This is a genomic window from Stenotrophomonas sp. NPDC077421, assembly GCF_049545505.1.
Lineage (GTDB): Bacteria > Pseudomonadota > Gammaproteobacteria > Xanthomonadales > Xanthomonadaceae > Stenotrophomonas > Stenotrophomonas nematodicola.
Genome location: NZ_JBMWDP010000031.1, coordinates 26,338 through 49,046, shown reverse-complemented (window position 1 = coordinate 49,046; position 22,709 = coordinate 26,338). Strand labels below are relative to the sequence as shown.

Below are 22,709 nucleotides of genomic sequence, written 5' to 3'. Positions count from 1 at the left end.
GGTCATGATGTTGGCGCCTTCGACCGTGATCGCGATCGGTGCGGCCTGCCAGCTGCGGCCGGCGAAGTTGCGCGGCCCCAGGATGATGCCCTTGCCGCCGATCACATCCATCATGTCCGAGATCACTTCACGGCTCATGGTGGTGCAGTGGTACTTGGCGATCGCCGACGGTACCGACGGCACGTCGCCGCGGTCCACGGCGGCGGCGGTGGCCTGGCACAGCGCGCTGATCGCGTAGGCCTTGCCGCCGATGCGTGCCAGGGCTTCTTCCACGCCTTCGAAGCGGCCGACCGACAGGCCGAACTGCTTGCGGATGCGTGCATATGCGCCGGTCACGACCGCGCCGGCCTTGGCACCGCCACTGGCGGTGGACGGCAGGGTGATCGAGCGGCCCACGGCCAGGCACTCATTGAGCATGTTCCAGCCCTTGCCGGCCATCTCGGCACCGCCGATCAGCTGGGTCAGCGGGATGAACACGCCCTTGCCGCGGATCGGGCCGTTCTGGAAGGTCGAGTTGAGCGGGAAATGACGGCGGCCGATTTCGACACCGGCGGTGTCGCGCGGCAGCAGTGCCAGCGTGATGCCGATGTCGCGGGTGGTGCCGATCAGCCCATCCGGATCGTACATGCGGAAGGCCAGGCCGATCAGCGTGGCCACCGGGGCCAGGGTGATGTAGCGCTTGTCGAAGGTGAGCTTGACGCCGAGCACCTGCTCGCCGTTCCACTCGCCCTTGCAGACGATGCCGTAATCGGGAATGGAGGTGGCGTCCGAGCCGGCGAACGGGCCGGTCAGGCCGAAGCAGGGCACTTCACGGCCGTCGGCCAGGCGCGGCAGGTACTGGTCCTTCTGCGCCTGGGTGCCGTAATGGTTGAGCAGTTCGCCCGGGCCCAGCGAGTTGGGCACGCCGACGGTGGAACTCACCACGCTCGACACCGATGCCAGCTTCTGGATCACCTTGTGGTGCGCCAGCGCGCTGAAGCCCAGACCGCCGTATTCCTTTGGAATGATCATGCCGAAGAACTTGTTCTTCTTGATGAAGCTCCACAGTTCCGGCGGCAGGTCGGCGTAGACGTGGGTGATTTCCCAGTCGTTGACCATCCTGCACAGCTCTTCGACCGGGCCATCCAGGAAGGCCTGTTCTTCGGCGGTAAGCTGCGGCTTGGGGTAGTTCAGCAGGATGTTCCAGTCGGGGTCGCCGGTGAACAGCTGGCCTTCAAAACCGACCGAGCCGGTTTCCAGGGCGATGCGCTCGGTCTGCGACAGCGGCGGCAGCACCTTGCGGAACACCTTCATCATCGGCGCGGTCAGCAGCGGCTTGCGGATGAACGGCAGCAGCAACGGCACGGCGATCACCGCGACGATGGCGGCAGCCACGATCGTGGCGGTCTGGTTGACGTAGGGAATGAACCAGCAGGCGACCAGCAGCGCGACGCTGACGAGCGTCCAGGTGATCAGCCGCATGCGGTGGTAGGCGACGATGGCCCCCGCCAGCAGGAGGGCCAGGAAGGGAACGACAATGCTCATGAGCGTGCTCCGGTGACGTGCTCGGTAGTGGCGGACTGTGCCACGGCGGAGGCCGAGGGCAACACGTCCAGATAGTCCAACACAGTAGCGGTAAAGGCGCTGTTGTCATCGCCGGCGACCATATGGGTGGCCTCCGGCAACTGCACGTGGCGAGCGTGCGGCACCAGCGCGAGGAATTCGGCCACCGTCTGCGGGGTGACCAGGGTGCTGCGCCCGCCGCTGACCAGCAGCAACGGGCATTTCACCTGGCGCGCCGCCTCGGCGAGCGCGTCCTGGTGCTGTTCGCTGTCGCGCGCCAGTTCGGCGACCAGGCGCGGATCCCAATGCCAGCGCCAGCGGCCGTGGCCATCCTCGCGCAGCAGGGCGCGCAGCGCGTCCTCGGACTTGCGCGGGCGGTGCGGCATGTACGCCGAGATCACGTCCGCCGCCTGCGACAGCGAGGCGAAGCCGTCCGGATGCGCGGTCATGAACATCAGGATGCGTTCGACTCCGGCGGTATCCCAGCGCGGGGTGATGTCCACCAGCACCATCGCCGAGAACAAGCCGGGCCAGCGCGACTCGGCGAGCAGGCCGAACAGCCCGCCCATCGACGCGGCGACGAGGATCGGCGGCTGCGGCTGTTCACCGGCGAGCACGATCAGGTCGTCGGCGAACTGTTCGCCGTGATAGGCCAGGGCGGCGGGGTTCCAGTCGGAGTCGCCGTGGCCGCGGGCATCGTAGGCCAGGGTCTGGTAGCCGGCGCCGGCGAGGGTCTGCGCGGCGGCGGTCCAGGCATGCCGGGTCTGGCCGAAGCCGTGTGCGAACAGCACCGTGCCACGACGCCCGGGGGATGAGCGGGTGGCAGCCAGCACGGCATCGTGCGCGCCGGTCAGTCGCTCATCGTCAAAACGGGGCAGGGTAGAAGAAGGAGTGACCATACTCGCTAGTATGGACCGGTGCTGGTCGATGTCAATACTTGGGGGTATGGTGAGCGGATCCCTTGCCCTGACTGGGATAGGGCGGTTGCCGATGCAACCACGTACTGCAACCAACCCCAGCGTATGGTTAAATTACCTCATGAATGAACCCGAAGCTTCCGCCGGCGAGCCACGTGCCGGCCGCAACAGCCGCCTGAGTGCCGAAGACTGGGCCCAGGCCGCACTGGATCTGATTGCCGAGCAGGGCGTCGGCGCCGTTGCAGTCGAACCACTGGCCCGTCGGCTGGGGGTGACCAAGGGCAGTTTCTACTGGCACTTCCCGTCGCGCGATGCCCTGCTGCAGGCCGCGCTGGAGCGCTGGGAGCTGTTCGAGCAGGAGCAGGTGTTCGGCAGCCTGGCCGACGTGACCGACCCGCGTGTGCGCCTGCGCCAGCTGTTCCAGGTGGTGGCCCATGAAGTGCAGCCGCACATCATCTACAGCGAGCTGCTCAAGGCGCTGGATCACCCGATGGTGCGCCCGGTGATCGATCGCGTGTCGCATCGGCGCCTGGAGTACCTGGTGGCGTCGTTCCGGCAGGCCGGCCTCAGCCGCACCGATGCACAGCACCGCGCACGGCTGGCCTATGCCGCGTACGTCGGCTTCCTGCAGCTGTCGCTGCAGCTGCAGCAGCCCAAGCAGGCCCGCGAGGATTTCGAGGCCTACGTCGAGCACGTGATCGAGACGCTGATTCCGGGCTGATCGGCGCTGCGGGCGAGAACACCAGAAGGCCGCGGAAACGCGGCCTTTTTCATGCGCGCACGGTCTCCGGCAGCGCAAACGACAACGGCCCCTTTCGGGGCCGTTGCTGCATCAGGTACCGATCAGTGGATCGATCAGAACTTCTGCTTGTACTGCATGTACATGTAGCGGCCCGGCAGGTCGTACTGCGGGTCGAACATGTTGTAGGCCACGACGTACGAGGTCGGCGGCTGCTTGTCCCACAGGTTGTTCACGCCCACGTTGATGGTGCCGTTCCACGGGGTGTTGTAGCGGAACTGGATGTCGTGGTACGTGGTGGCGCCGATGTAGTTGCCAGCCGCTCCGTCGGAGCAGTAGGCGAACGCAACGGGATCTTCATCCGGATCGAAGGGGCATTCTTCCTTCATGCCCGACTTGTAACGCAGGCCGTAGTTGACGCCGAAGTCCTTGAAGCTCCAGTCGACGTACAGGTTGCCACGGATGCGCCAGTACGGATCCTGGTTCAGGTAGTTGCCCTGACGGCCATCAGCCACTGCATCGGCGGTCGCCTTGGTCTCCCACTTGCTCAGGTAGGTCGCATCCAGGTTGATGCTGAACTGGCCGAAGCTGGTTTCCGGCAGACGGTAGGCGATGCCCAGGTCCCAGCCTTCCACGTTGTACGAGGCCAGGTTCAGCAGCGGCATGCGCACGTTGGTGATGGCGTAGTTCTGCACGGCGGTGCCGTAGGTCGGATCGCGGGTGATCAGCGGGCAGTAAACGGCCTGCTGCTGTGCCGAACCGGTGTAGCAGTAGTTCACGATGTCCTGGATGTCCGGACGGGTGATCGCGTTCTCAACTTCGATCTGCCACCAGTCCAGCGTCACGTTCAGGCCGGACACGAAGCTCGGGCTCCACACCAGGCCCAGCGTCTTGCTGGTCGAGGTTTCCGGCTGCAGGTTGTCGTTGGAGGTCCAGGTGAAGGCTTCCGGACCCTGACGACCACCGCTGCCGCCACCCGGCTGCACGAAGTTGCCCGGCACGCCTTCGTCGGCGCAACGCTGGGCGATCGCGCCGGAACGGCGGCCGCTGTGCAGGGAGCAGGGATCAACGAAGGTTTCGAACGAATCGGCATCGCCTGCGTACAGGTCGTTGATGCTCGGTGCGCGGAAGCCTTCGGAGTAGTTGCCGCGCAGCATCAGGTCGTCGATCGGCTTCCAGCGGAAGCCAAACTTGTTGTTGGTGGTGTTGCCGAAGTTGCTGAACTTCGAGTAGCGCGTTGCGGCGCTGAAGTCGAGCAGCTTGGCGCCCGGCAGGTCAGCCAGCACCGGGATCGACAGTTCCAGGTAGACCTCGTCCAGGTCGTAGCCACCCTTGGTCGGCTTGGCGCCGTTGCCGGTGCTGAGGCCCGAAGCGATGAACGCATCCGGATCGAACTGGCCGCTTTCCTTGCGGTATTCGTAACCGGCAGCGAAGGCCAGGTCACCGGCCGGCAGCGGCACGATGGTGCCGGAGATGTTGGCGTAGTAACCCTTCGAGACCAGGGCCGACGAGTCGTGCGCAGTGAAGGCGGTGTAGTTGATCGCGTCCTGCGAGATCGAGCCTTCCGGACCCAGCGGGTTGACCGGCACGCAGTCGGCGATCACGGCGCCGCCCGGTGCGGTGACGCAGACCGGCTTGCCGTCGCGCATTTCCGACGGGCCGTAGGCGTTCGCCAGGTTGGCACGGTTGAACAGGCCGTAGGTCAGCACGTTCTCGTCGGTCTTGTCGTAGCGGTAACCGGCATCCCAGTCGAAGGTGCGGCCGGCGAATTCGAAGAAGCCTTCGAAGCCACCGTAGAAGTGCCAGTTCTTGACGTTCTGGTTGAACGAACGGCCGCCGGTTTCGTTGAAGCGGCGGGCAACGCTGGTCAGGTCAACGCCGTACGGGTTGTACATGCTGTTGGCGCTGAGGCGCTGGCCGGTCACCGGCATCGCCGCGAGCAGCTGCTCGGACTTGCGCTCGTTGTACAGCGCTTCGGTCTTGAAGGTGATGTTGTCGGTGAGGTTGTACGAGCCGGTCGCGAACAGCGAGGTGCGTTCCTGCGGGGTCAGCAGGTAGTTGTCCGGCGAGGTGTTGTAGCCGTGGATGTCCGAATCGAACAGGGTTTCCACGCCGTTGAGGATCACGTAGCGGTCGCCGTTGCGGATGTACGAGCCCGGCACGCCGGTGGTGCTCTGGCCGCTGAAGAACGGCGGGCCACCGGCGGAGATCGCACGGTCACCGGCCATGACCTTGCCTTCCTTGACGTAGGAAGCGCCCAGCATCAGCGATGCGCGGTCGGTGGTGGTGCCCAGGGTGAAGTCATAGGCGTCGCGCTCGCCGTCGCCCTGGCTGTACTGGCCCTTGTAGACGTTGGCTTCGGCACCATCGAAGTTGTTCTTCAGGATGATGTTGACCACGCCGGCGATGGCGTCCGAGCCGTAGATCGTCGAGGCGCCATCCTTCAGGATGTCGATACGCTCGACCATCGCGGTCGGGATGGTGTTCAGGTCGACGCTGCCGGTGATGCCGGTGGTCCAGCGACGGCCGTTGACCAGCACCAGGGTGCGCTCGCTGCCGAGGTTGCGCAGGCTGATGCCCGAGCTGCCGTCGCCGCCGTTGTTGTACGTACGGTTCAGGGCAGCGCCGCTGGCGGAGATGCGCTGCAGGATGTCGGCCACGGAGGTGACGCCCTGCTTTTCGATGTCGGCACGGCTCAGGCTCAGGACCGGCTGCGAGGTCTCGACGTCGGTGCTCTTGATGCGCGAACCGGTAACCGAGATGCGGTCCAGGTTGGTCGGGTTGGCGGCTTCCTGCGCCTGCGCGGTGGAAACAGCGGCGGACGCGATCAGCGCGACCACCACTGCATCACGCAGCGGGTTGGACTTAACGTTCATTTGCTCTCTCTCTCCAAGGGGAATCTTGGGTACTTCACTGGGGTGTCTGCCTGTGGCGAAGCGAAAGGGCGCTTCAAAGACCACGAGGCTGACTCGATAGTAACTGCGGATTCCAAAGAATTAAAGCATCGTTAACAAACGATGTGGACAGCGTGAAGTTTGAAAAGTTACATGTAAAACAATGGCTTGGTGAGACGGATCGCGATTCCGGCCTCAATCATTAAGGCTGTGTGATGAAAATTCGACGACAAATTTGTCACCGAATGTATCAAGGTTCCTATTCAGTTCAGACGCGCTATGGCATGAATGCGAACGCCTCCCATCGAGCCGCCATCGCCGGTCGGCAAGGGAGGCAGCCCAGCTCCCCTCGGGACGCGCAGGCACAAAAAAACGCGCCGGTGGGCGCGTTTTTTGTTGGGCGATGCCCGCTGTCGGGGGGATCAGAGATCCTGCTCGTAGCGTACGTACGGGACGGTGCCCTCTTCGGTGCTCTCGTTGCGCGGCGCGAAGGGGTTCTTGCCCCGGGTGATGACGTTTTCGGCGCCGACGGTCAGTTGACCGCTCCACGGCGTGCGCCAGGTCAGGCCGACGCCCAGCCCTTCCCATTTGCCGGGCTGGCCGGGGACATCGACCACCCGGCCGATGATGTTCCCGCTGAAATTGCCATAGCCTGCACCGATGGTCAGGCTCTTGCTGTCCCAGCGGTCCACCAGGGCCGGAGACATGTCGGACAACGGCACGAGGCGCGCTTTGGCATAGGTGCCGCCAATGGACACAAACCCCTCGCGGCCGATGTTCTTCTGGCCGAACACGGTCAGGTCGTTCTGTTCGGCGCGCATCGCCGGGGATTTGTTCGGCCCTGCCAACCACGCCGGCAAGGTGTCGCGGCCGCTGCCGGCGGTGATGCCGAGGCGGCCACCGGGACGGTTGAAGGCTGCCGTGCCAGTGACCCGGCGCGACAGGGAGGTGTCGTCATCGTCACCAAGGCTGGCAAGCATGCAGTGGCTGGCCAGGCCGCTGATGCTGGTGCCGCGGCTGCTGTTGCACAGCAGGCCCAGCGAATCGCCCGAGGACAACCCGAAGGCGGCGTCGAGCGAGCTGCGGCCGAAGTGCCAGCGGGCGCCGGCACTTTGCTCACCGGTGGGCTCCAGGTACAGCAGCGCCTCGACCTTGCCACTGCCCTTGTTCCAGATCGGCAGCACCGTGCTGTCCTGCTTGCCCTTGGACTGCGCATACGCGCCCGGGATCGCGGTCAGGGCGATCATCAGGGCAAGCGGTAGACGCAGAAGGGCACGCATGGGAACTCTCAGACAGCGGCAATGAGCACAAGTTCCCGCCGAGGCGGGACACCGATCCTAGGGTGTTTATGATTTCTTAACAAGTCTTGGTTCTCCCCAGAACAAAACTCGTGCGTCGATTACTGAAGACGTTCAGGTGCCGGCGACGTGGCCGTCGGCTCGCTGAACAGTATGTCCAATTCCGTCAACGGAAAGTGATATTCCCGTCCACAGAATTCGCATCGGATCTCCACCGCGCCCGCGGGTTCGGCCGCCGCCCGGGCTTCGGTCTCGCCCAGCGAGATCAACATTCCCTGCACCCGCTCGCGCGAGCACGAACAGTCAAAGCGCAGGGGGCGCTGCGCCAGCAGTTCCGGTGCCTCTTCGTGGAACAGGCGATGCACCAGGTCTTCCGGGCCCACCTCCAGCAGCTCCTGTCTGCCCAGGGTCTCGAACAGCGCGCTGGCCCGCGACCAGCCGTCGTCGTCGCCCTGGTCGCCGGGCAGCTTCTGCAGCAGCAGGCCGGCGGCGCGGTCGCCATCGGCGGCCAGCAGCAGGCGCGTGGGCAGCTGTTCGGACTGGCGGAAATAGTCCTCGAAGGCTTCGTCCAGGCTGGGCGCGGTCAGACCGACCAGGCTCTGGTAGCGCTGCGGTTCGCGCGGGTCCAGGCCCGGGTTCTCGATGGTGATGGCCAGCAGGGCGTCATCGCCCAGGGCGGTCAGGTCGCGCGGGGCGTCGTCACCGCCGTCGGCCAGCTGCACGATGCCGCGCAGGGTGCCCGCCGCAGTGCATTCGGCGAACAGGGTGCGCATTGCGGTACTGCTGCGCAGCTGGATCGACAGGCGCCCGTCGACCTTGGTGTGGCCGGTGAACAGGGCCGAGGCGACGCTGGCCTGGCCGAGCAGTTCGGTGGCGTTGGCCGGATAGCTGGCCGGGGCGAGGATGTCCCGCCAGGACGCCTGGAGCTTGACGTGGACGCCACGCACGCCGGCATCGGGAAGCAGGAAACGGGTCAGGGTGTCGGTGGTGTGGGTCATCGGTTCGAAGGCTGCGCGAAAGGAGGGGCAGTTGCCGGATAATGCGCCGACAACCGTGCAAGCAGAGGATGCACCACTAATGGGGGCAGAGCGCAGCAACCACAAGGCCGACCCGGGCCTGGATCCACCGCGCGCGCGGCGTTGGCGCTGGAAACGCCTGCTCTGGCTGCCAGTCCTGTTCGTGGCCATCACGGTCCTGCAGGTGGTGCTGCTGCGCTTCCTGGACCCGCCGGTGTCCACGGTGATGATGTGGCGCTATGGCGAGGCGTTGGGCCAGCGTGACTGGGACTACCGCCTGCACTACCAGTGGCGCGACCTGGACCAGATGGCGCCGAGCCTGCCGATTTCCCTGGTGGCCGCCGAAGACCAGCGCTTCCCCGTTCACAACGGCTTCGACCTGCAGGCGATCGAGAAGGCGCGCGATCACAACGCCCGCGGCGGGCGGCTGCGGGGGGCAAGCACGATCAGCCAGCAGGTCGCCAAGAACCTGTTCCTGTGGCAGGGCCGCAGCTGGGTGCGCAAGGGCCTGGAGGTCTGGTACACGCTGCTGATCGAAGCGCTCTGGCCGAAATCGCGGATCCTGGAGGTGTACGCCAACATCGCCGAATTCGGCGACGGCATCTACGGTGCGCAGGCGGCGTCGCGGCAGTTCTGGAACAAGGACGCCGCCCGGTTGAGCCCGGCGGAGAGCGCGCGGCTGGCGGCGGTTCTGCCCGCCCCCCGGCGCTACAACGCGGCCCGCCCCGGCCCCTATGTGCAGCGACGCGCTGCCTGGATCCAGCGCCAGGCGCGCCAGTTGGGCGGGCAGGGCTATCTGGCCGAGGAACCGTGACGGTCCGTGCCGACGGGCGGCCCCGTACAATCGTCACCATGCCTGCCGATCGCCTCACCGTTGTCATTGCCGCGCACGACGAGGCGCAGGCGCTGCCGTTGCTGCACCCGCGCCTGTGCGCCGTGCTCGACACCCTGGACGGCATCGATGGGCGCATCCTGTATGTGGACGACGGCAGCCACGACGCGACCTGGGCGGTGATGGAAGCGCTGGCCGCGCAGGACCCCCGGGTCGGCGTGCTGCGGCTGTCGCGCAACTTCGGCAAGGAGGCGGCGCTGACCGCGGGACTGGACTTTGTCGACAGCGGCGCGGTGATGATCCTCGACGCCGATGGCCAGGACCCGCCGGAGTTGATCCCCGCGTTCGTGGCGCTGTGGCGGGAGGGGTACGACAACATCTATGGCACCCGGCTGGCACGTGATGGCGAAGGCTGGATCAAGCGCGCCACCGCCGCGGCGTTCTACCGGGTGATCGGACGGTTGTCGAAGACGCCGATCCCGGCCGACACCGGTGACTTCCGGCTGCTGTCGCCGCGGGCGCTGCAGGCCCTGCGCCAGTTGCGCGAGCGCCACCGGTTCATGAAGGGGCTGTTCGGCTGGGTCGGTTTCCGTCGCAAGGCGGTGCCCTACCACCGCCATGCCCGGCTGGTGGGCGACAGCAAGTTCGGCCTGTGGCGGTTGTGGAACTTCGCGCTGGAAGGGATTACCGGCTTCTCCACCGCGCCGCTGCGGGTGACCACTTACCTGGGGCTGGCGGCGGCGAGCTTCGCCTTCCTGTTCGCGCTGGTGGTGGTGACCAAGGCGGCGCTGTACGGCGACCGGGTGGCCGGCTGGCCGACGATGATGGCGGTGATCCTGTTCCTGGGCGGCGTGCAGCTGATCGCGCTGGGGCTGATCGGCGAGTACCTGGGGCGGCTGTACGAGGAGTCCAAACAGCGGCCGCTGTATCTGGTTGACACCTGGCAGGCGCCGATCGTGGCAGACTCGGCAGCGCATCCCGTCGGTGGAGAGCAAGGCCATGACCACGGTTCGACAGCTGTTGGAAGGCAAGTCCCCTGAGGTTTTCGCGGTTGCCCCGGACACGGCGGTGATCGAAGCGATCCGGCTGATGGCCGAGAAGGGCATCGGTGCGGTATTGGTGATGGAGGGCCGGCGGCTGGTCGGCATCCTGTCCGAGCGCGATTACGCGCGCAAGATCGTGCTCCACGAGCGCTCGTCCCACACCACCCCGGTCAGCGAGATCATGACCGCCAAGGTGGTCACTGTGGCGCCGTCCGAGCAGGTCGAACACTGTCTGCAACTGGTCACCGATTACCGCATCCGGCACCTGCCGGTGGTGGACGGGAGCGGCGTTCTCGGCGTGATCTCGATCGGCGACCTGGTCAAGTCGGTGATCGACGAGCAGGCGCAGAAGCTGGATCAGCTGCAGCAGTACATCGTCGCCGGCTGACCGCCCCCGGTAGGGAAGGGAGGGTGCCGACCGCCGGTCGGTACTCCCCGCAGGCCTCACTTCGCGTAGTGCCCGCCGCAGTCGCTGTCCTTGCCCGGGCCGGTTTCGATCGTCGCCAGCAGGGCGGCGGGCGGGGTAATGCTGCCCAGGGTCAGGGCGATCGCGCCCCGCAGGCCCAGCGCCTTGAAATCGGGACGGAACGACGGGTCCTTGAAGGTACCGCCGATGCGCAGCGGCGAGCGCAGCGCCAGGATGCTGATGTCCTTCGGACGCGGGCGCAGCAGCAGGTCCAGCTGCTCCTGTTTCAGGTCGACCGTGCCTTCGCCGACGATCAGGGTGTCGGTGGTATCCAGCGCCAGCGCACGCGAGCGCATCACGCCATTGCCCACGCTGAAGTCGCCGAACCCGCAGCGCAGGGGGATCTGTTTGTCTCCGGTGAACAGGAATTTCAAGGACTCGGCCACGTCCAGCCCGGCCAGCTCCATGATCAGGTTGCCGACATGGCCCCGCCCGATGGCCACGCCGACGTTGCCATCCGAACTGCCAAGCATTGCGGCCACCGAATTGCCGGTGCCGGCCAGGTCGACGTTGCCGCTGATGCCGCCGGAGGCCTGTTCGGCCAGCTTGGCATCGGGGAACAGGCGGCCGAGCTGGACCTTGCGGATGGTGGCCTGCAGGCGGGTGGCGATGGTGTCCCTGCGCGCATCCAGGCGGATGGTGCTGCGGATGTCGCCGCCGGCGACGCCGAAATTCAGCGGCTCCAGGCGGAGCAGGCCCGCATCCAGTTTGAGATGCGCATCCATGTCATCCAGGGGCAGCACCGGGGAGTTGATGCGCTGTGCCTTCCACCGCACGTCGGCGTCCATCGCGCGCAGCTTGGTCAGGTTGTACGGCGTGTCGGGCAGCACCTTGGCGCGCGCTGCCAGCGCGGCGGCTTCGGCTTTCTGTTCGGCGTTGGCCGACTCCCCTGCGCCGGTCTTCGGCGGCGCGCCGATGAAGCCGGCCAGATCGTCGAAGTCCAGTCGTCTGGACACCAGATCGGCTTTCAGGAACGGCCGCTCGCCGCCGACATCGATCTGCGCGGTACCGCCGAGGTCGCTGTCGCCGGCGGTGCCGGTGAAGTTCTCGTAGCGCCAGGTATCGTTGTTGCGCTTGAGCCGCCCCTTGAGCCGATACGGCGGTGTGGAGGGAATGGCCAGGCCGATCAGCGGATACAGGTCTTCCATGTCCTGTCCGCTGAGCATCAACTCCAGATCGAAGGTGCGCAGCGCGAACGGGTTGGTCAGCGTGCCGCTGGCGATGGCATGGGTGGCGCCGGCGCGGCCATCCAGGTGGATGCGGAACGGGTGGTCACTGTGGGTCAGTTCCAGCGGCGATTCGGTGTTGCCGTCCAGGGAGAAGGGATTGCCCTTCCAGCGCCCCTTGCCCTTGACCAGCAGGGGCGGTGCGCTGTCCTGGCGACGGGGTTTGCCGCTGTTGAGCGCGACCAGGACATCGGTTTTGCCGGCCGCATCAATGAACTGCAGACGCCCGTCGTCAACCAGCAGGCGCTGAAGTTGCGGCGGGTTGCCGGTGGACGGGCCGAGAAAATCCCAGTTGCCGGGCGTGTCCTTGCCGGGGCCGGTTTCCAGCAGCAGGTCGGGCCGGGTGAGGCGCACTTCGGGAATGCGCACCTCGCCGCGCAGAAGTGGCCAGACGCGGATGGCGATCTCGGCACGATCGGCGGTGGCCATCCGAGGGGTCTTCGCCCACGCTGCATTGGCGAAAGTGAGGCGGTCGCCGCGGATGACGGTAGTGCGGCCGAGGTCGACGTCGAGGTCGCCGTTGATGTGGAATGCACGGCCGGTCCTGGCCTGCACCGCCCGCTCGACCGGTCCCTTGAACCAGTTCCAGTCCCACAGCGCGATGAGGATCAGCAGCGCGGCGAACAGAAACAGCAGGATCGCCAACCAGCGCTGCCCGCGTTTGCCGGGACGGCGCCAGCGGCGCGCTGCAGGAGACGGAGCAGGGGAGTCGACAGTATCCACGCGCTCCATCCTTGCCTGTTCATCGTGCAGGCAACGCGAAGCATTGGTAAGGATGGTGTCAGGGCGTCGTGCAACGGCAACGGCGCTCACGTGATGTGTGGATGAGCGGCGTGGTGCGAGTGGGCTTACGGATTCACGGCGTGTCCCGTAAACCCACCCGCCCCGCCGACGTTGATCTTGACGTTGCCGTCGACGTGGATCAGAGAATCTGCGCAGTCACGGCCACAAAGTGGCAGACGCTGCCGCCGATGACGAACAGGTGCCAGATCGCGTGCGAATAGGGGATCGACTCGCGGTGGTAGAAGTAGGTGCCCAGCGTGTAGGACAGGCCGCCAGCGAGCAGCCAGCCCAGTGTCCAGGCGTCCAGCGACGCCCACATCGGCTTGATCGCCACCAGCACCATCCAGCCCATCGCGATGTAGATCAGCGTGGACAGCAGCTTGAAGCGGCCGGTGTAGAACAGTTTGAACACCACGCCGAACAGCGCCAGCGCCCAGATCGCGGTGAACATGCCCCAGCCCCACGGGCCGCGCAGGCCGATGAGGGTGAACGGGGTGTAGGTGCCGGCGATCAGCAGGTAGATCGCGCAGTGGTCGAACACTTTCAGCCGGCCCTTGGCGATCGGGTGCTGAATGGCGTGGTAGAGCGTGGAGGCGGTGTACAGCAGCAGCAGGGCCACGCCGAACACGATCGCGCTGGCCAGTTGCCAGCCGTCACCATAGATGGCGGCCAGCGTGATCAGCACCGCGCTGGCGGCGAGTGCGGCGACCGCGCCGAGCCCGTGGGTCAGGGCGCTGGCGATTTCTTCACGTACGGAAACGACAGAGGTCATGGCGATGATCGGGTGCGCGGGGAGGGGGAGCCCGCTCCCCCCTATCATCGCCGCGATGGCGCGCGCTTGCACGCACGCCTGTTCAGCCGTTCGATCAGGCGACCGAGACGCTGTGCGCCGCTTCGCGCGTGGCGGCGAAGCGAACGTCCGGCGCGCGCTCCTGCGCCAGCTGCAGATTGACCCGGGTCGGGGCCAGGTATACCAGCTGGCCGGCGGCATCGATGCCCAGGTTGCTGGCGTTCTTCTCGCGGAATTCTTCCAGCTTCTTTTCGTCGCTGCAGGTGACCCACCGCGCGGTGGTCACGCTGACCGGCTCGAACGTGGCCTCCACACCGTACTCGTCCTTGAGACGATAGGCCGCCACATCGAACTGCAGCACGCCGACCGCCCCCAGGATCAGGTCGTTGCTCATCAGCGGACGGAAGAACTGGGTTGCGCCTTCTTCGGACAACTGCGCCAGACCCTTCTGCAACTGCTTGAGCTTCAGCGGGTCGCGCAGGCGCGCGCGGCGGAACAGCTCCGGCGCGAAGTTCGGAATGCCGGTGAAGCTCACCGCTTCGCCTTCGGTGAACGTATCGCCGATCGAAATGGTGCCGTGGTTGTGGATGCCGATCACATCGCCAGGCCAGGCCTCGGCGGCGATCTCGCGATCGCTGGCCATGAAGGTCAGCGCATTGGCCAGCTTCATTTCCTTGCCGCTGCGCACGTGGAAGGTCTTCATGCCGGCCACGAATCGGCCCGAACACACCCGCATGAAGGCCACGCGGTCGCGGTGCTGCGGGTCCATGTTGGCCTGGATCTTGAACACGAACCCGGTCAGCTTGTTTTCCTGCGGTGCGATCACCCGGCCGGTGGTCGCGCGCGGCTGCGGCGACGGGGCGTGCTCGACAAAGAAGTCCAGCAGTGGCTGCACGCCGAAATTGTTCACGCCCGAGCCGAAGAATACCGGGGTCTGCTTGCCGGCCAGGTAGGCCTGCACGTCGAACGGATGGCTGGCGCCCTGCACCAGCTCCAGTTCGTCGCGCAGGTCGGCCAGCATGCGTTCGCCGATCTTCTCGGCCAGGCCCGGCGAGTCGATCGACGGGAAGATGGTCGAATCCTGGCGGGTGAAGTTGCGGCCCTGCTCATAGAGGTGCACTTCGCCGCTGATCAGGTGGACCACGCCCTTGAGGCGCTGGCCCATGCCGATCGGCCAGGTGACCGGCGCGCACTGGATGCCCAGCACGCTTTCCACTTCATCCAGCAGATCGATCGGCTCCTTGCCTTCGCGGTCGAGCTTGTTGATGAAGGTCATGATCGGCGTGTCGCGCAGGCGGCACACTTCCATCAGCTTGATGGTGCGCTCTTCCACGCCCTTGGCCACGTCGATGACCATCAACGCCGAGTCCACCGCGGTCAGCACGCGGTAGGTGTCCTCGCCGAAGTCGGCGTGGCCGGGGGTGTCGAGCAGGTTGACGATCTTGCCTTCGTAGGGGAACTGCATCACCGACGAGGTGACCGAGATGCCGCGCTCCTTTTCCAGCGCCATCCAGTCCGACGTGGCATGGCGCGCGGCCTTGCGCCCCTTGACCGAGCCGGCCATCTGGATCGCACCGCCGAACAGCAGGAGCTTTTCGGTCAGCGTGGTCTTGCCGGCGTCAGGATGGGAAATGATGGCGAAGGTGCGGCGGCGCGCAGCTTCGGTAGCGACTTCGGACATGGCGTGACGCGCCCGCCCGGGGCGCTTTTCAAAGAGATAAGCCGCCGATTATACCGGGCCGCCGGGGTTGGCGGGTCAGGGCGCGGCCCCGTCGCTGCCCGGGGCCACCTCACGGGCGAACTGCAGCTCGCCCTGGGGCGCCACGATGCGCACCGGAATCGAACGCAGCTGCATGCCGGTATTGGCCTGGACCACGAAGTGCAGGTGCGGGGCCGTGCTGTAGCCGGTGTTGCCCGATACGCCGATGCGCTGGCCGGCCTCCACCCGCTGGCCGCTTCGGACCAGCACCCCATTGGCCTGCAGGTGGGCATAGACCGCCATGCTGCCGTCTTCATGCAGCACCCGGATGAAGTTGGCGCGGTCCCGGTCGCGCGCCGGGTCCTGGCCGTTGTCGTGGAAATTGCCCTGCACCTGCATCACCTTGCCGGCACGTGCGGCCAGCACCGGCGTGCCCTCGGGAAGGGCGAAATCGACCGCATCGCGGTTCTCCGCGTCGGTGTGGCTGAAACGCCCCTGGGGCGCCTGGGTCACCTGGAAGCGCTTGGCATCGAACGGCAGCTGGTAGGTCACGTCCATCGGCCGGGCCGCCGGATCGCCCGGTACCGCATCCAGCAGCAGGTTCAGCCTCTGGGTGTCCGGCGGCAACTGCAGACGCGTCACCACCACGCTGGCCGAGCCGGGCAGGACGGTCTGCATCGGCAGCCCGGGCAGCGCCACGGCGCCCGCATCCTGGCGCAGCGCCACCTGCACCGGGCCGGCGAGGTGGTTGTCGACCCGGGCCTGCCAGCGGCTGGCGCCGCCTTCCAGCTTCACCGAGGCCAGCGCGCCGGCGCTTGCGCCCTGCGGCACCCCGGTGGGCTGGACCATGCCCCAGCCCGAGCGCCAGTCCGGCGGCGCGGCCCCGGCCAGCAGGGGGCATGGCAGCAACAGCAGCAGCACGATCCGTCGCATGGTGTCGATCCTATTGAGGTGCGCGGACTCTACGCAATGTGGTCCGTTCAGGAAAGACGGGGCCCAATGCCCTGATGAGAAAAAACTATATCGCTTCATCCCGATGAAGGGATTGACATGCGCTGTGGGGGCTGGCATCGTGGCCCCACCATCGAGACCGGCAGAGGGACAGGCCCTTTGAAGCCGGGGCAGCCCGCAGACGCGCAAGCGACCTGCGTAGGTGCCAAATCCTGCGGGGACCGTGGCGTCCACCGAAAGATGGTTCGACCCATGCACTGTGCGTGCATCTCGAACGCGAGCTCCGCGAAAGCTCGATGGCCGATTTCCTTCCTGGGATACCGCCATGCGTTTCGCCACCGCTTCAGCACTCGCCACCGACACCTTCGCCCCTGTCAGCGTGCCCGTCATCGACGGCCGCAACGCCGTGCGCGGCGATATCGCCGCGGTGCTGTCGATGCGCCACGGGGGCGTGCGCCCGGTGCGTCTGCGCTACGAACTGGTCGGACGCGAGGATGCGCCGGTGGTGGTGCTGGCCGGTGGCATCTCGGCCCATCGCCACGTGGCTGCCAATGCCGAGTTCCCCGAGAAGGGCTGGGCCGACGGCCTGGTGGCGGCGGGCCGCACCCTGGACCCGGCCACGCTGCGCATCCTGGCGTTCGACTTCATCGGTGCCGACGGCGCGCTGGACCTGCCGATCGACACCGCCGACCAGGCCGATGCGCTGGCGCTGCTGCTCGACCAGCTCGGCATCGCGCAGCTGCAGTGTTTCGTCGGCTATTCCTACGGCGCCCTGGTCGGACAGCAGTTCGCGGTGCGGCACCGGCAGCGACTGCAGCGGCTGGTCGCGGTGAGCGGCGCGCATCGCCCGCACCCGTACGCCGCGGCGTGGCGCGCGCTGCAGCGCCGTGCGGTCGCCCTGGGGCAGCTGCAGTGCGCTGAAAGCCACGGGCTGTCGCTGGCCCGGCAGTTCGCCATGCTCAGCTACCGCACGCCGGAAGAATTCGGCGAGCGCTTCGATGCCGCACCGGAGGTGGTCAATGGCCGCGTGCGCGTGGCCGCCGAGGACTACCTGGATGCGGCCGGCGCACAGTACGTGGCGCGCACGCCGGTAAACGCCTACCTGCGCCTGTCCGAATCGATCGACCTGCACCGCGTCGACCCCACCGCCCTCCAGGTACCGACCGTGGTCGTCGCCGTCGAAGGGGACCGGCTGGTGCCGCTGGCCGACTGCGTCGGCCTGGTCGAAGGGCTGGGCCCGCGCGGCAGCCTGCGCGTGCTGCGCTCGCCCTACGGCCACGACGCCTTCCTCAAAGAAACCGATCGCGTCGACGCGATCCTCGCCAACGCCATCCGTTCCCCGGGAGAAACCGCATGAGTCTGTCCGCTGGTACCGAACCGTCCTGTAGCCGCGTCACCGCTGCGGTACGCGCCGGCATTGACCGTGATACCGCCCACGGCGCGGTGACCCCGCCGATCGTGTTGTCCTCCAATTTCAGCTTCGACGGTTTCGGCAACAAGCGTCAGTACGATTACACGCGCAGCGGCAATCCGACCCGCGACCTGCTGGGTGAGGCACTGGCCGAACTCGAAGGCGGCGCAGGGGGCGTGATCACCTCCACCGGCATGGGAGCGATCAACCTGGTGCTCAACGCGCTGCTGCAGCCGGGCGATACGCTGGTAGTGCCGCATGATGCGTACGGTGGCAGCTGGCGGCTGTTCAACGCCCTGGCGAAGAAGGGCCATTTCGGGCTGATCACCGCCGACCTCACGGATCCGCGCTCGCTGGCCGATGCGCTGGCGCAATCGCCGACGCTGGTGCTGATCGAAACCCCGTCCAACCCGCTGCTGCGCATCACCGACCTGCGCTTCGTCATCGACGCCGCGCACAGGGCCGGCGCCAGGGTGGTGGTGGACAACACCTTTCTGTCGCCGGCGCTGCAGCAGCCGATCGCATTCGGCGCCGATCTGGTGCTGCACTCGACCACCAAGTACATCAATGGGCACAGCGACGTGGTGGGGGGGGCGGTGATTGCGCGCGATCCGGCGGTGCATGAGCAACTGGTGTGGTGGGCCAATGCGCTCGGGCTGACCGGCTCGCCGTTCGATGCCTTCCTGACCCTTCGCGGGCTGCGTACGCTCGGCGCGCGCCTGCGCGCGCACCAGGAGAACACCGCCGCAGTGGTCGATCTGCTGGCCGCCAGCGATGCGGTTGCCCAGGTGTACTACCCCGGACTGGCGGACCATCCGGGGCACGCGATCGCCGCGCGCCAGCAGAGCGGTTTCGGCGCGATGCTGTCCTTCGAGCTGGCGTCCTGCGCCGGCGATGATCCACACGCGGCCGTGCGCGCCTTCGTCGACGGCCTGCGCTGTTTCACCCTGGCCGAATCGCTGGGCGGGGTCGAAAGCCTGGTCGCGCATCCGGCCACCATGACCCACGCCGCGATGACGCCGGAGGCGCGTGCGCATGCAGGGATCAGTGAAGGGCTGCTGCGCCTGTCGGTGGGCATCGAATCGCCCGAGGACCTCGTGGCCGACCTGCAGGCCGGGCTGGAACGCGCGCAGGCGGTGATCAACCTGCAGGCCCGGACGGCACACCGCAAACAGGTGGATGCATGAGCGCGGTCCTGACGTTGGCCCCGGCCACGGCGCGACGTCTGGCGCTGCTCGGCACCGGCACCGTCGGCACTGCGTTCGTGCAGCGCTACCAGTCGTTGCTGGCACGCGGCGTGGCACTGCCGCAGTTCTCCTGGCTCGCCAATTCGCGGACGGCGCGCGCCTGTGGGCACGCGCCGGAACAGGAGCTGCAGCTGGCCAACCTGGCTGCCCGTACCGCGCCGGCGTTGCAGCCCTGGGCGGACACCGACGGCCTGCAGCGCGGCGATGTGGTGGTGGATGCCACCGCCAGCGACGAGGTGGCCAACCGGCATGAGCAATGGCTGGCTCGCGGCGTGCATGTGGTAACCGCCAACAAGCTCGGCCAGGGCGCGCAGCTCGCGCGGGCGCAGGCCATCGCCGACAGCCGCCAGGGCAGCGACGCGCAGTACGGCGACAGCGCCACGGTAGGCGCGGGCCTGCCGCTGCTGAGCAGCCTGCGCGCGCTGGTGGCCGGGGGGGACCGCATCCACCGCGTGGAAGGCGTGCTGTCCGGATCGCTGGCCTGGCTGTTCCATCACTACGATGGCCAACGCGCGTTCTCCGATTGGGTGCGCGAGGCCGCCCGCGCCGGGTACACCGAGCCGGACCCGCGCGTGGACCTGTCCGGTGAGGACGTACGCCGCAAGCTGCTGATCCTGGCCCGGGCCAGTGGCATCGCGCTGTGCGCCGGGCAGGTGCGGGTGGCCTCGCTGGTGCCGGACGCGCTGGCCGCGTTGCCGGCCGACGCGGCGCTGGGCGCGTTGTCGCAGCTTGATGCGCCGCTGCTGCAGTACTGGCACCAGGCACAGACACAGGGTGGCTGCCTGCGCTTCGTCGGCGGCTTCGACCACGACGGCGCGTCGGTGGGGCTGCGCATCCTGCCGCTCGACCACCCGTTGGCGGGCGGGGCGCAGACCGACAACCGGGTGGCGATCCACAGCGACCGTTATCAGCAGCAGCCGCTGCTGATCCAGGGTCCGGGTGCGGGCGCCGGCGTCACCGCGGCGGCGCTGCTCGACGACGTGCTGGCGATCGTACGGCGCTGATCATTGCCACCCCAGGCGTGGCCAGCCGACCAACGGCCGGCCCCTACCTGCCTGGGTGTTGCAGGGCGTTCAACAGGGCGGCGTTGAACCGTTCCGGGTCCTGCACCTGTGGCGAATGGCCGAGGTCGTCGAACGTCACCAGCGTCGCGCCGGGGATCGCAGCGGCGGCGGCCCTGCCCAGCGTCGGGTAGTCGCCCAGCGTGGCCTTCAACGCCGGCGGTGCGAGGTCCCGGCCGATGGCGGTGCGGTCGGTCTGGCCGATGAACAGCGTGGTGGGCACGGCGATGCGCGGCAGCTCGTATACCACCGGCTGATTGAACACCATGTCCGAGGTGAGTGCCTGGCTCCAGGCCACCGCTTCCTTCCCCGCACCGTCATACATGCGCGATTGCATGCGCACCCACTGTTCGTACTGCGGTTTCCACTGGCCGTTGTAGTACACCTCCCGCTGGTACGCCCTGATGCTGTCGGCGCTGGTCTTGAGTTCGTTGGCATACCACGCATCCACACTGCGCCACGGCACGCCTTTGGCCTTCCAGTCTTCCAACCCGATTGGATTGACCAGCGCGAGGTGGCGCAACTGCTGCGGATACATCAGGGCATAGCGCGCGGCGAGCATGCCGCCCATCGAATGGCCCACCAGGTCCACCTTGGCCGCGTCGAGGCCGAGGTGGGCCAGCAGCGCGTGGGTGTTGGCGGCGAGCTGTCCGAACGAATACTGGTAGCGCTCGGGCTTGCTGGATTTGCAGAAGCCGATCTGGTCCGGTGCGATCACCCGGTAGCCGGCGGCGGTGAGCGCGGCGATGCTGTCTTTCCAGGTTGCCGCGCAGAAGTTCTTGCCGTGCAGCAGCACCACCGTACCGGCGAACGCGGTTCCTGCCGGCGGAACATCCAGATACGCCATCTCCAGCGGCTGCCGTTGCGATCCGAGCGGGAAGATCTTCACCGGATACGGGTAGTCGAAGCCTTCCAGTCGCGGGCCATAGGTCTCGGCGGCGAAGGTGGTCAGCGGGAGGCAGGCGAGCAGGGCGGCGGCCAGGATGCGCATGGCGGTCTCCGGAAGGGGAACCCGGACTTTACCGGAGGTGCCGCGCACGTGCCGCGACACCATGACCGGTGCAGCCGACCGTGGGTCGGCGGCCGCGGATCAGCACTCGATGACGTTGACCGCCAGGCCGCCGCGGCTGGTTTCCTTGTACTTGTCCTGCATGTCGCGGCCGGTGTCGCGCATGGTCTTGATGACCTTGTCCAGCGATACCTTGTGCTTGCCGTCGCCACGCATGGCCATGCGGCTGGCGTTGATCGCCTTGACCGCGCCCATCGCGTTGCGCTCGATGCAGGGGATCTGCACCAGGCCACCGATCGGGTCGCAGGTCAGGCCGAGGTTGTGCTCCATGCCGATCTCGGCGGCATTCTCGATCTGGCTGGGGTTGCCGCCGAGTGCGGCAACCAGGCCGCCGGCGGCCATCGAGCAGGCCACGCCCACCTCGCCCTGGCAACCGACTTCGGCGCCGGAGATCGAGGCGTTTTCCTTGTACAGGATGCCGATCGCGGCGGAGGTCAGCAGGAAGTCGAACACGCGCTGTTCATTGGCGCCGGGGCAGAAGCGATCGAAGTAGTGCAGCACGGCCGGCAGCACGCCGGCAGCGCCGTTGGTCGGGGCGGTGACCACACGGCCGCCGGCTGCGTTTTCCTCGTTGACCGCCAGCGCGTACAGGTTCACCCAGTCCAGCGTGGTCAGCGGATCGCGCATGGCCGCTTCAGGCTTGGACGACAGTTCGCGATACAGCGCCGGAGCACGGCGTGAGACATGCAGGCCACCGGGCAGGGTGCCTTCCTGGCGGATGCCGCGTGCCACGCAGCTCTGCATGGCATTCCAGATTTCGCGCAGCTGGTCGCGGATCTCGTCCTCGGTACGCCAGCATTTCTCGTTCTCGAACATCATCTGGGCGATGCTCAGGCCGCTGCGCGCGGTCTGCGCCAGCAGCTCGTCGCCGCTCTTGAACGGATACGGCAGCGGCGTTTCATCGGGCACGATGCGATCGTCGGCGGCGTCGTCCTGGTTGACCACGAAGCCGCCGCCCACCGAGTAGTAGTCGCGGGTGGCGATGACCTGTTCCTGGGCGTCGTACGCGGTGAAGCGCATGCCGTTGGTGTGATAGGGCAGCTTCTGGCGCTTGTTCAGGCCGAGGTCGCGCTTTTCGTCGAACACGATCTCATGCTGGCCCATCAGCTTCAGGCGCTTGGTGGTGCGGATGCGCTCCAGCGTTTCCGGAATGATGTCCGGATCGATCAGGTTCGGGCGCTGGCCTTCCAGCCCGAGCAGCACCGCTTTGTCGGTGCCGTGGCCGCGACCGGTGAGGGCCAGCGAGCCGTAGACGTCGGCCCGGATGCGCACCACGTCCTGCAGATGCCCCGGGTCGAGCAGCCAGCGGTGCACGAAACGCTCGGCAGCCTTCATCGGTCCTACGGTATGCGAGGAACTCGGGCCAATGCCGATCTTGAACACATCGAACGTGCTGACTGCCATGATTGCCAAACTGCGGGTATCGGATGGAGCGCCATTCTATGCTGTCGCGGGCGCCAGCCATGATTGCGGCGCAACATTTTCCAAGGCGGGTGGGCCGGTGTTTACCTTGTATCAGCGTGATGACTGCCACTTGTGCGACCAGGCCCTGGCGGTGCTGGCGCAGGCCCGGGTGGGCGATCTGGACAGTGTGTTCATCGACGACGATGCGGCGCTGGAGGCCCGTTACGGGCTGCGCGTGCCGGTGCTGCGCGATGCGCAGGGCCGCGAGCTGGACTGGCCGTTCGATGTGGCGGCGCTGCGGGCCTGGATGGGCTGACGCCT

Annotated in this window: 19 protein-coding genes and 1 riboswitch; of the genes, 8 read left to right on the top strand and 11 right to left on the bottom strand. The window is 67.0% G+C overall.

The window, feature by feature from the left end:
* Positions 1 to 1,524, bottom strand: a 1,524-nt coding sequence (locus ACPEH1_RS15570) for an acyl-CoA dehydrogenase (RefSeq protein WP_423716028.1), incomplete at its 3' end; no start/stop codon positions are given.
* Positions 1,521 to 2,441, bottom strand: coding sequence for an alpha/beta fold hydrolase (locus tag ACPEH1_RS15565; protein WP_017354610.1), 921 nt, complete (start codon positions 2,439 to 2,441; stop codon positions 1,521 to 1,523). The genes ACPEH1_RS15565 and ACPEH1_RS15570, both read right to left, overlap by 4 nt.
* Before the next feature lie 139 nt (positions 2,442 to 2,580).
* Between ACPEH1_RS15565 and ACPEH1_RS15560 the strand changes: the two genes are divergently transcribed.
* The gene (locus ACPEH1_RS15560; protein ID WP_017354611.1) at positions 2,581 to 3,180 is read left to right on the top strand and encodes a TetR/AcrR family transcriptional regulator; all 600 of its coding nucleotides are present in this window, start codon (positions 2,581 to 2,583) and stop codon (positions 3,178 to 3,180) included.
* Between the two features lie 134 nt (positions 3,181 to 3,314).
* Here ACPEH1_RS15560 and ACPEH1_RS15555 read toward each other — a convergent pair whose 3' ends face one another.
* The 3 genes from ACPEH1_RS15555 to ACPEH1_RS15545 form a co-directional block, all read right to left on the bottom strand.
* Positions 3,315 to 6,074: a TonB-dependent receptor gene (locus tag ACPEH1_RS15555; protein WP_017354612.1), complete on the bottom strand. Its 2,760-nt coding sequence runs from the start codon at positions 6,072 to 6,074 to the stop codon at positions 3,315 to 3,317.
* Positions 6,075 to 6,514: 440 nt separating this feature from the next.
* Positions 6,515 to 7,339 (bottom strand): hypothetical protein, encoded by an 825-nt coding sequence (locus tag ACPEH1_RS15550; RefSeq protein ID WP_208020042.1) that lies wholly within the window; start codon positions 7,337 to 7,339, stop codon positions 6,515 to 6,517.
* 152 nt (positions 7,340 to 7,491) lie between these two features.
* Positions 7,492 to 8,388: an Hsp33 family molecular chaperone HslO gene (locus tag ACPEH1_RS15545; protein ID WP_423716027.1), complete on the bottom strand. Its 897-nt coding sequence runs from the start codon at positions 8,386 to 8,388 to the stop codon at positions 7,492 to 7,494.
* A gap of 79 nt (positions 8,389 to 8,467) precedes the next feature.
* Here ACPEH1_RS15545 and mtgA point away from each other — a divergent pair, with 79 nt between their 5' ends.
* From mtgA to ACPEH1_RS15530, 3 genes are read left to right on the top strand one after another with little or no spacing between them, the layout of a single operon-like run.
* A complete protein-coding gene (mtgA, locus tag ACPEH1_RS15540) occupies positions 8,468 to 9,220 on the top strand; it encodes a monofunctional biosynthetic peptidoglycan transglycosylase (protein ID WP_017354615.1) in 753 nt (250 codons plus the stop codon).
* 38 nt (positions 9,221 to 9,258) lie between these two features.
* Positions 9,259 to 10,278, top strand: coding sequence for a glycosyltransferase family 2 protein (locus ACPEH1_RS15535; RefSeq protein ID WP_017354616.1), 1,020 nt, complete (start codon positions 9,259 to 9,261; stop codon positions 10,276 to 10,278).
* Positions 10,238 to 10,669 carry a CBS domain-containing protein gene (locus tag ACPEH1_RS15530; protein WP_017354617.1) on the top strand — a complete coding sequence of 144 codons (432 nt, stop codon included), beginning with the start codon at positions 10,238 to 10,240 and terminating at the stop codon, positions 10,667 to 10,669. Before ACPEH1_RS15535 ends, ACPEH1_RS15530 begins: the two co-directional genes overlap by 41 nt.
* Positions 10,670 to 10,725: 56 nt before the next feature.
* Here ACPEH1_RS15530 and ACPEH1_RS15525 read toward each other — a convergent pair whose 3' ends face one another.
* The 4 genes from ACPEH1_RS15525 to ACPEH1_RS15510 form a co-directional block, all read right to left on the bottom strand.
* Positions 10,726 to 12,705, bottom strand: coding sequence for an AsmA family protein (locus tag ACPEH1_RS15525; RefSeq protein ID WP_017354618.1), 1,980 nt, complete (start codon positions 12,703 to 12,705; stop codon positions 10,726 to 10,728).
* 190 nt (positions 12,706 to 12,895) lie between these two features.
* A complete protein-coding gene (gene trhA / locus ACPEH1_RS15520; RefSeq protein WP_051008554.1) occupies positions 12,896 to 13,528 on the bottom strand; it encodes a PAQR family membrane homeostasis protein TrhA in 633 nt (210 codons plus the stop codon).
* A 94-nt stretch (positions 13,529 to 13,622) separates the two neighbouring features.
* Complete coding sequence (locus tag ACPEH1_RS15515; protein ID WP_017354620.1) at positions 13,623 to 15,227, bottom strand: peptide chain release factor 3; 1,605 nt, start codon at positions 15,225 to 15,227, stop codon at positions 13,623 to 13,625.
* Between the two features lie 75 nt (positions 15,228 to 15,302).
* Positions 15,303 to 16,178, bottom strand: a complete 876-nt coding sequence (locus ACPEH1_RS15510; RefSeq protein ID WP_017354621.1) for a M23 family metallopeptidase — start codon at positions 16,176 to 16,178, stop codon at positions 15,303 to 15,305.
* Between the two features lie 145 nt (positions 16,179 to 16,323).
* Positions 16,324 to 16,443, top strand: a riboswitch (SAM riboswitch).
* 78 nt (positions 16,444 to 16,521) lie between these two features.
* Between ACPEH1_RS15510 and metX the strand changes: the two genes are divergently transcribed.
* The 3 genes from metX to ACPEH1_RS15495 are packed head-to-tail and all read left to right on the top strand — an operon-like array spanning position 16,522 to position 19,858.
* Positions 16,522 to 17,553: a homoserine O-succinyltransferase MetX gene (metX, locus tag ACPEH1_RS15505; RefSeq protein ID WP_423716026.1), complete on the top strand. Its 1,032-nt coding sequence runs from the start codon at positions 16,522 to 16,524 to the stop codon at positions 17,551 to 17,553.
* Positions 17,550 to 18,794 carry an O-succinylhomoserine (thiol)-lyase gene (locus tag ACPEH1_RS15500; RefSeq protein WP_312709222.1) on the top strand — a complete coding sequence of 415 codons (1,245 nt, stop codon included), beginning with the start codon at positions 17,550 to 17,552 and terminating at the stop codon, positions 18,792 to 18,794. The genes metX and ACPEH1_RS15500 overlap by 4 nt, the downstream gene beginning before the upstream one ends.
* Complete coding sequence (locus ACPEH1_RS15495; protein WP_153164650.1) at positions 18,791 to 19,858, top strand: homoserine dehydrogenase; 1,068 nt, start codon at positions 18,791 to 18,793, stop codon at positions 19,856 to 19,858. Before ACPEH1_RS15500 ends, ACPEH1_RS15495 begins: the two co-directional genes overlap by 4 nt.
* Positions 19,859 to 19,901: 43 nt before the next feature.
* Here the strand turns inward: ACPEH1_RS15495 and ACPEH1_RS15490 are convergent, their stop codons facing one another.
* Both ACPEH1_RS15490 and ACPEH1_RS15485 read right to left on the bottom strand, forming a co-directional pair.
* Positions 19,902 to 20,906, bottom strand: coding sequence for an alpha/beta fold hydrolase (locus tag ACPEH1_RS15490; protein WP_136003077.1), 1,005 nt, complete (start codon positions 20,904 to 20,906; stop codon positions 19,902 to 19,904).
* A gap of 99 nt (positions 20,907 to 21,005) precedes the next feature.
* A complete protein-coding gene (locus tag ACPEH1_RS15485) occupies positions 21,006 to 22,388 on the bottom strand; it encodes an L-serine ammonia-lyase (RefSeq protein WP_136003078.1) in 1,383 nt (460 codons plus the stop codon).
* Between the two features lie 97 nt (positions 22,389 to 22,485).
* Between ACPEH1_RS15485 and ACPEH1_RS15480 the strand changes: the two genes are divergently transcribed.
* Positions 22,486 to 22,704: a glutaredoxin family protein gene (locus tag ACPEH1_RS15480; protein WP_229296476.1), complete on the top strand. Its 219-nt coding sequence runs from the start codon at positions 22,486 to 22,488 to the stop codon at positions 22,702 to 22,704.
* The last annotated feature ends 5 nt before the right edge of the window (positions 22,705 to 22,709 follow it).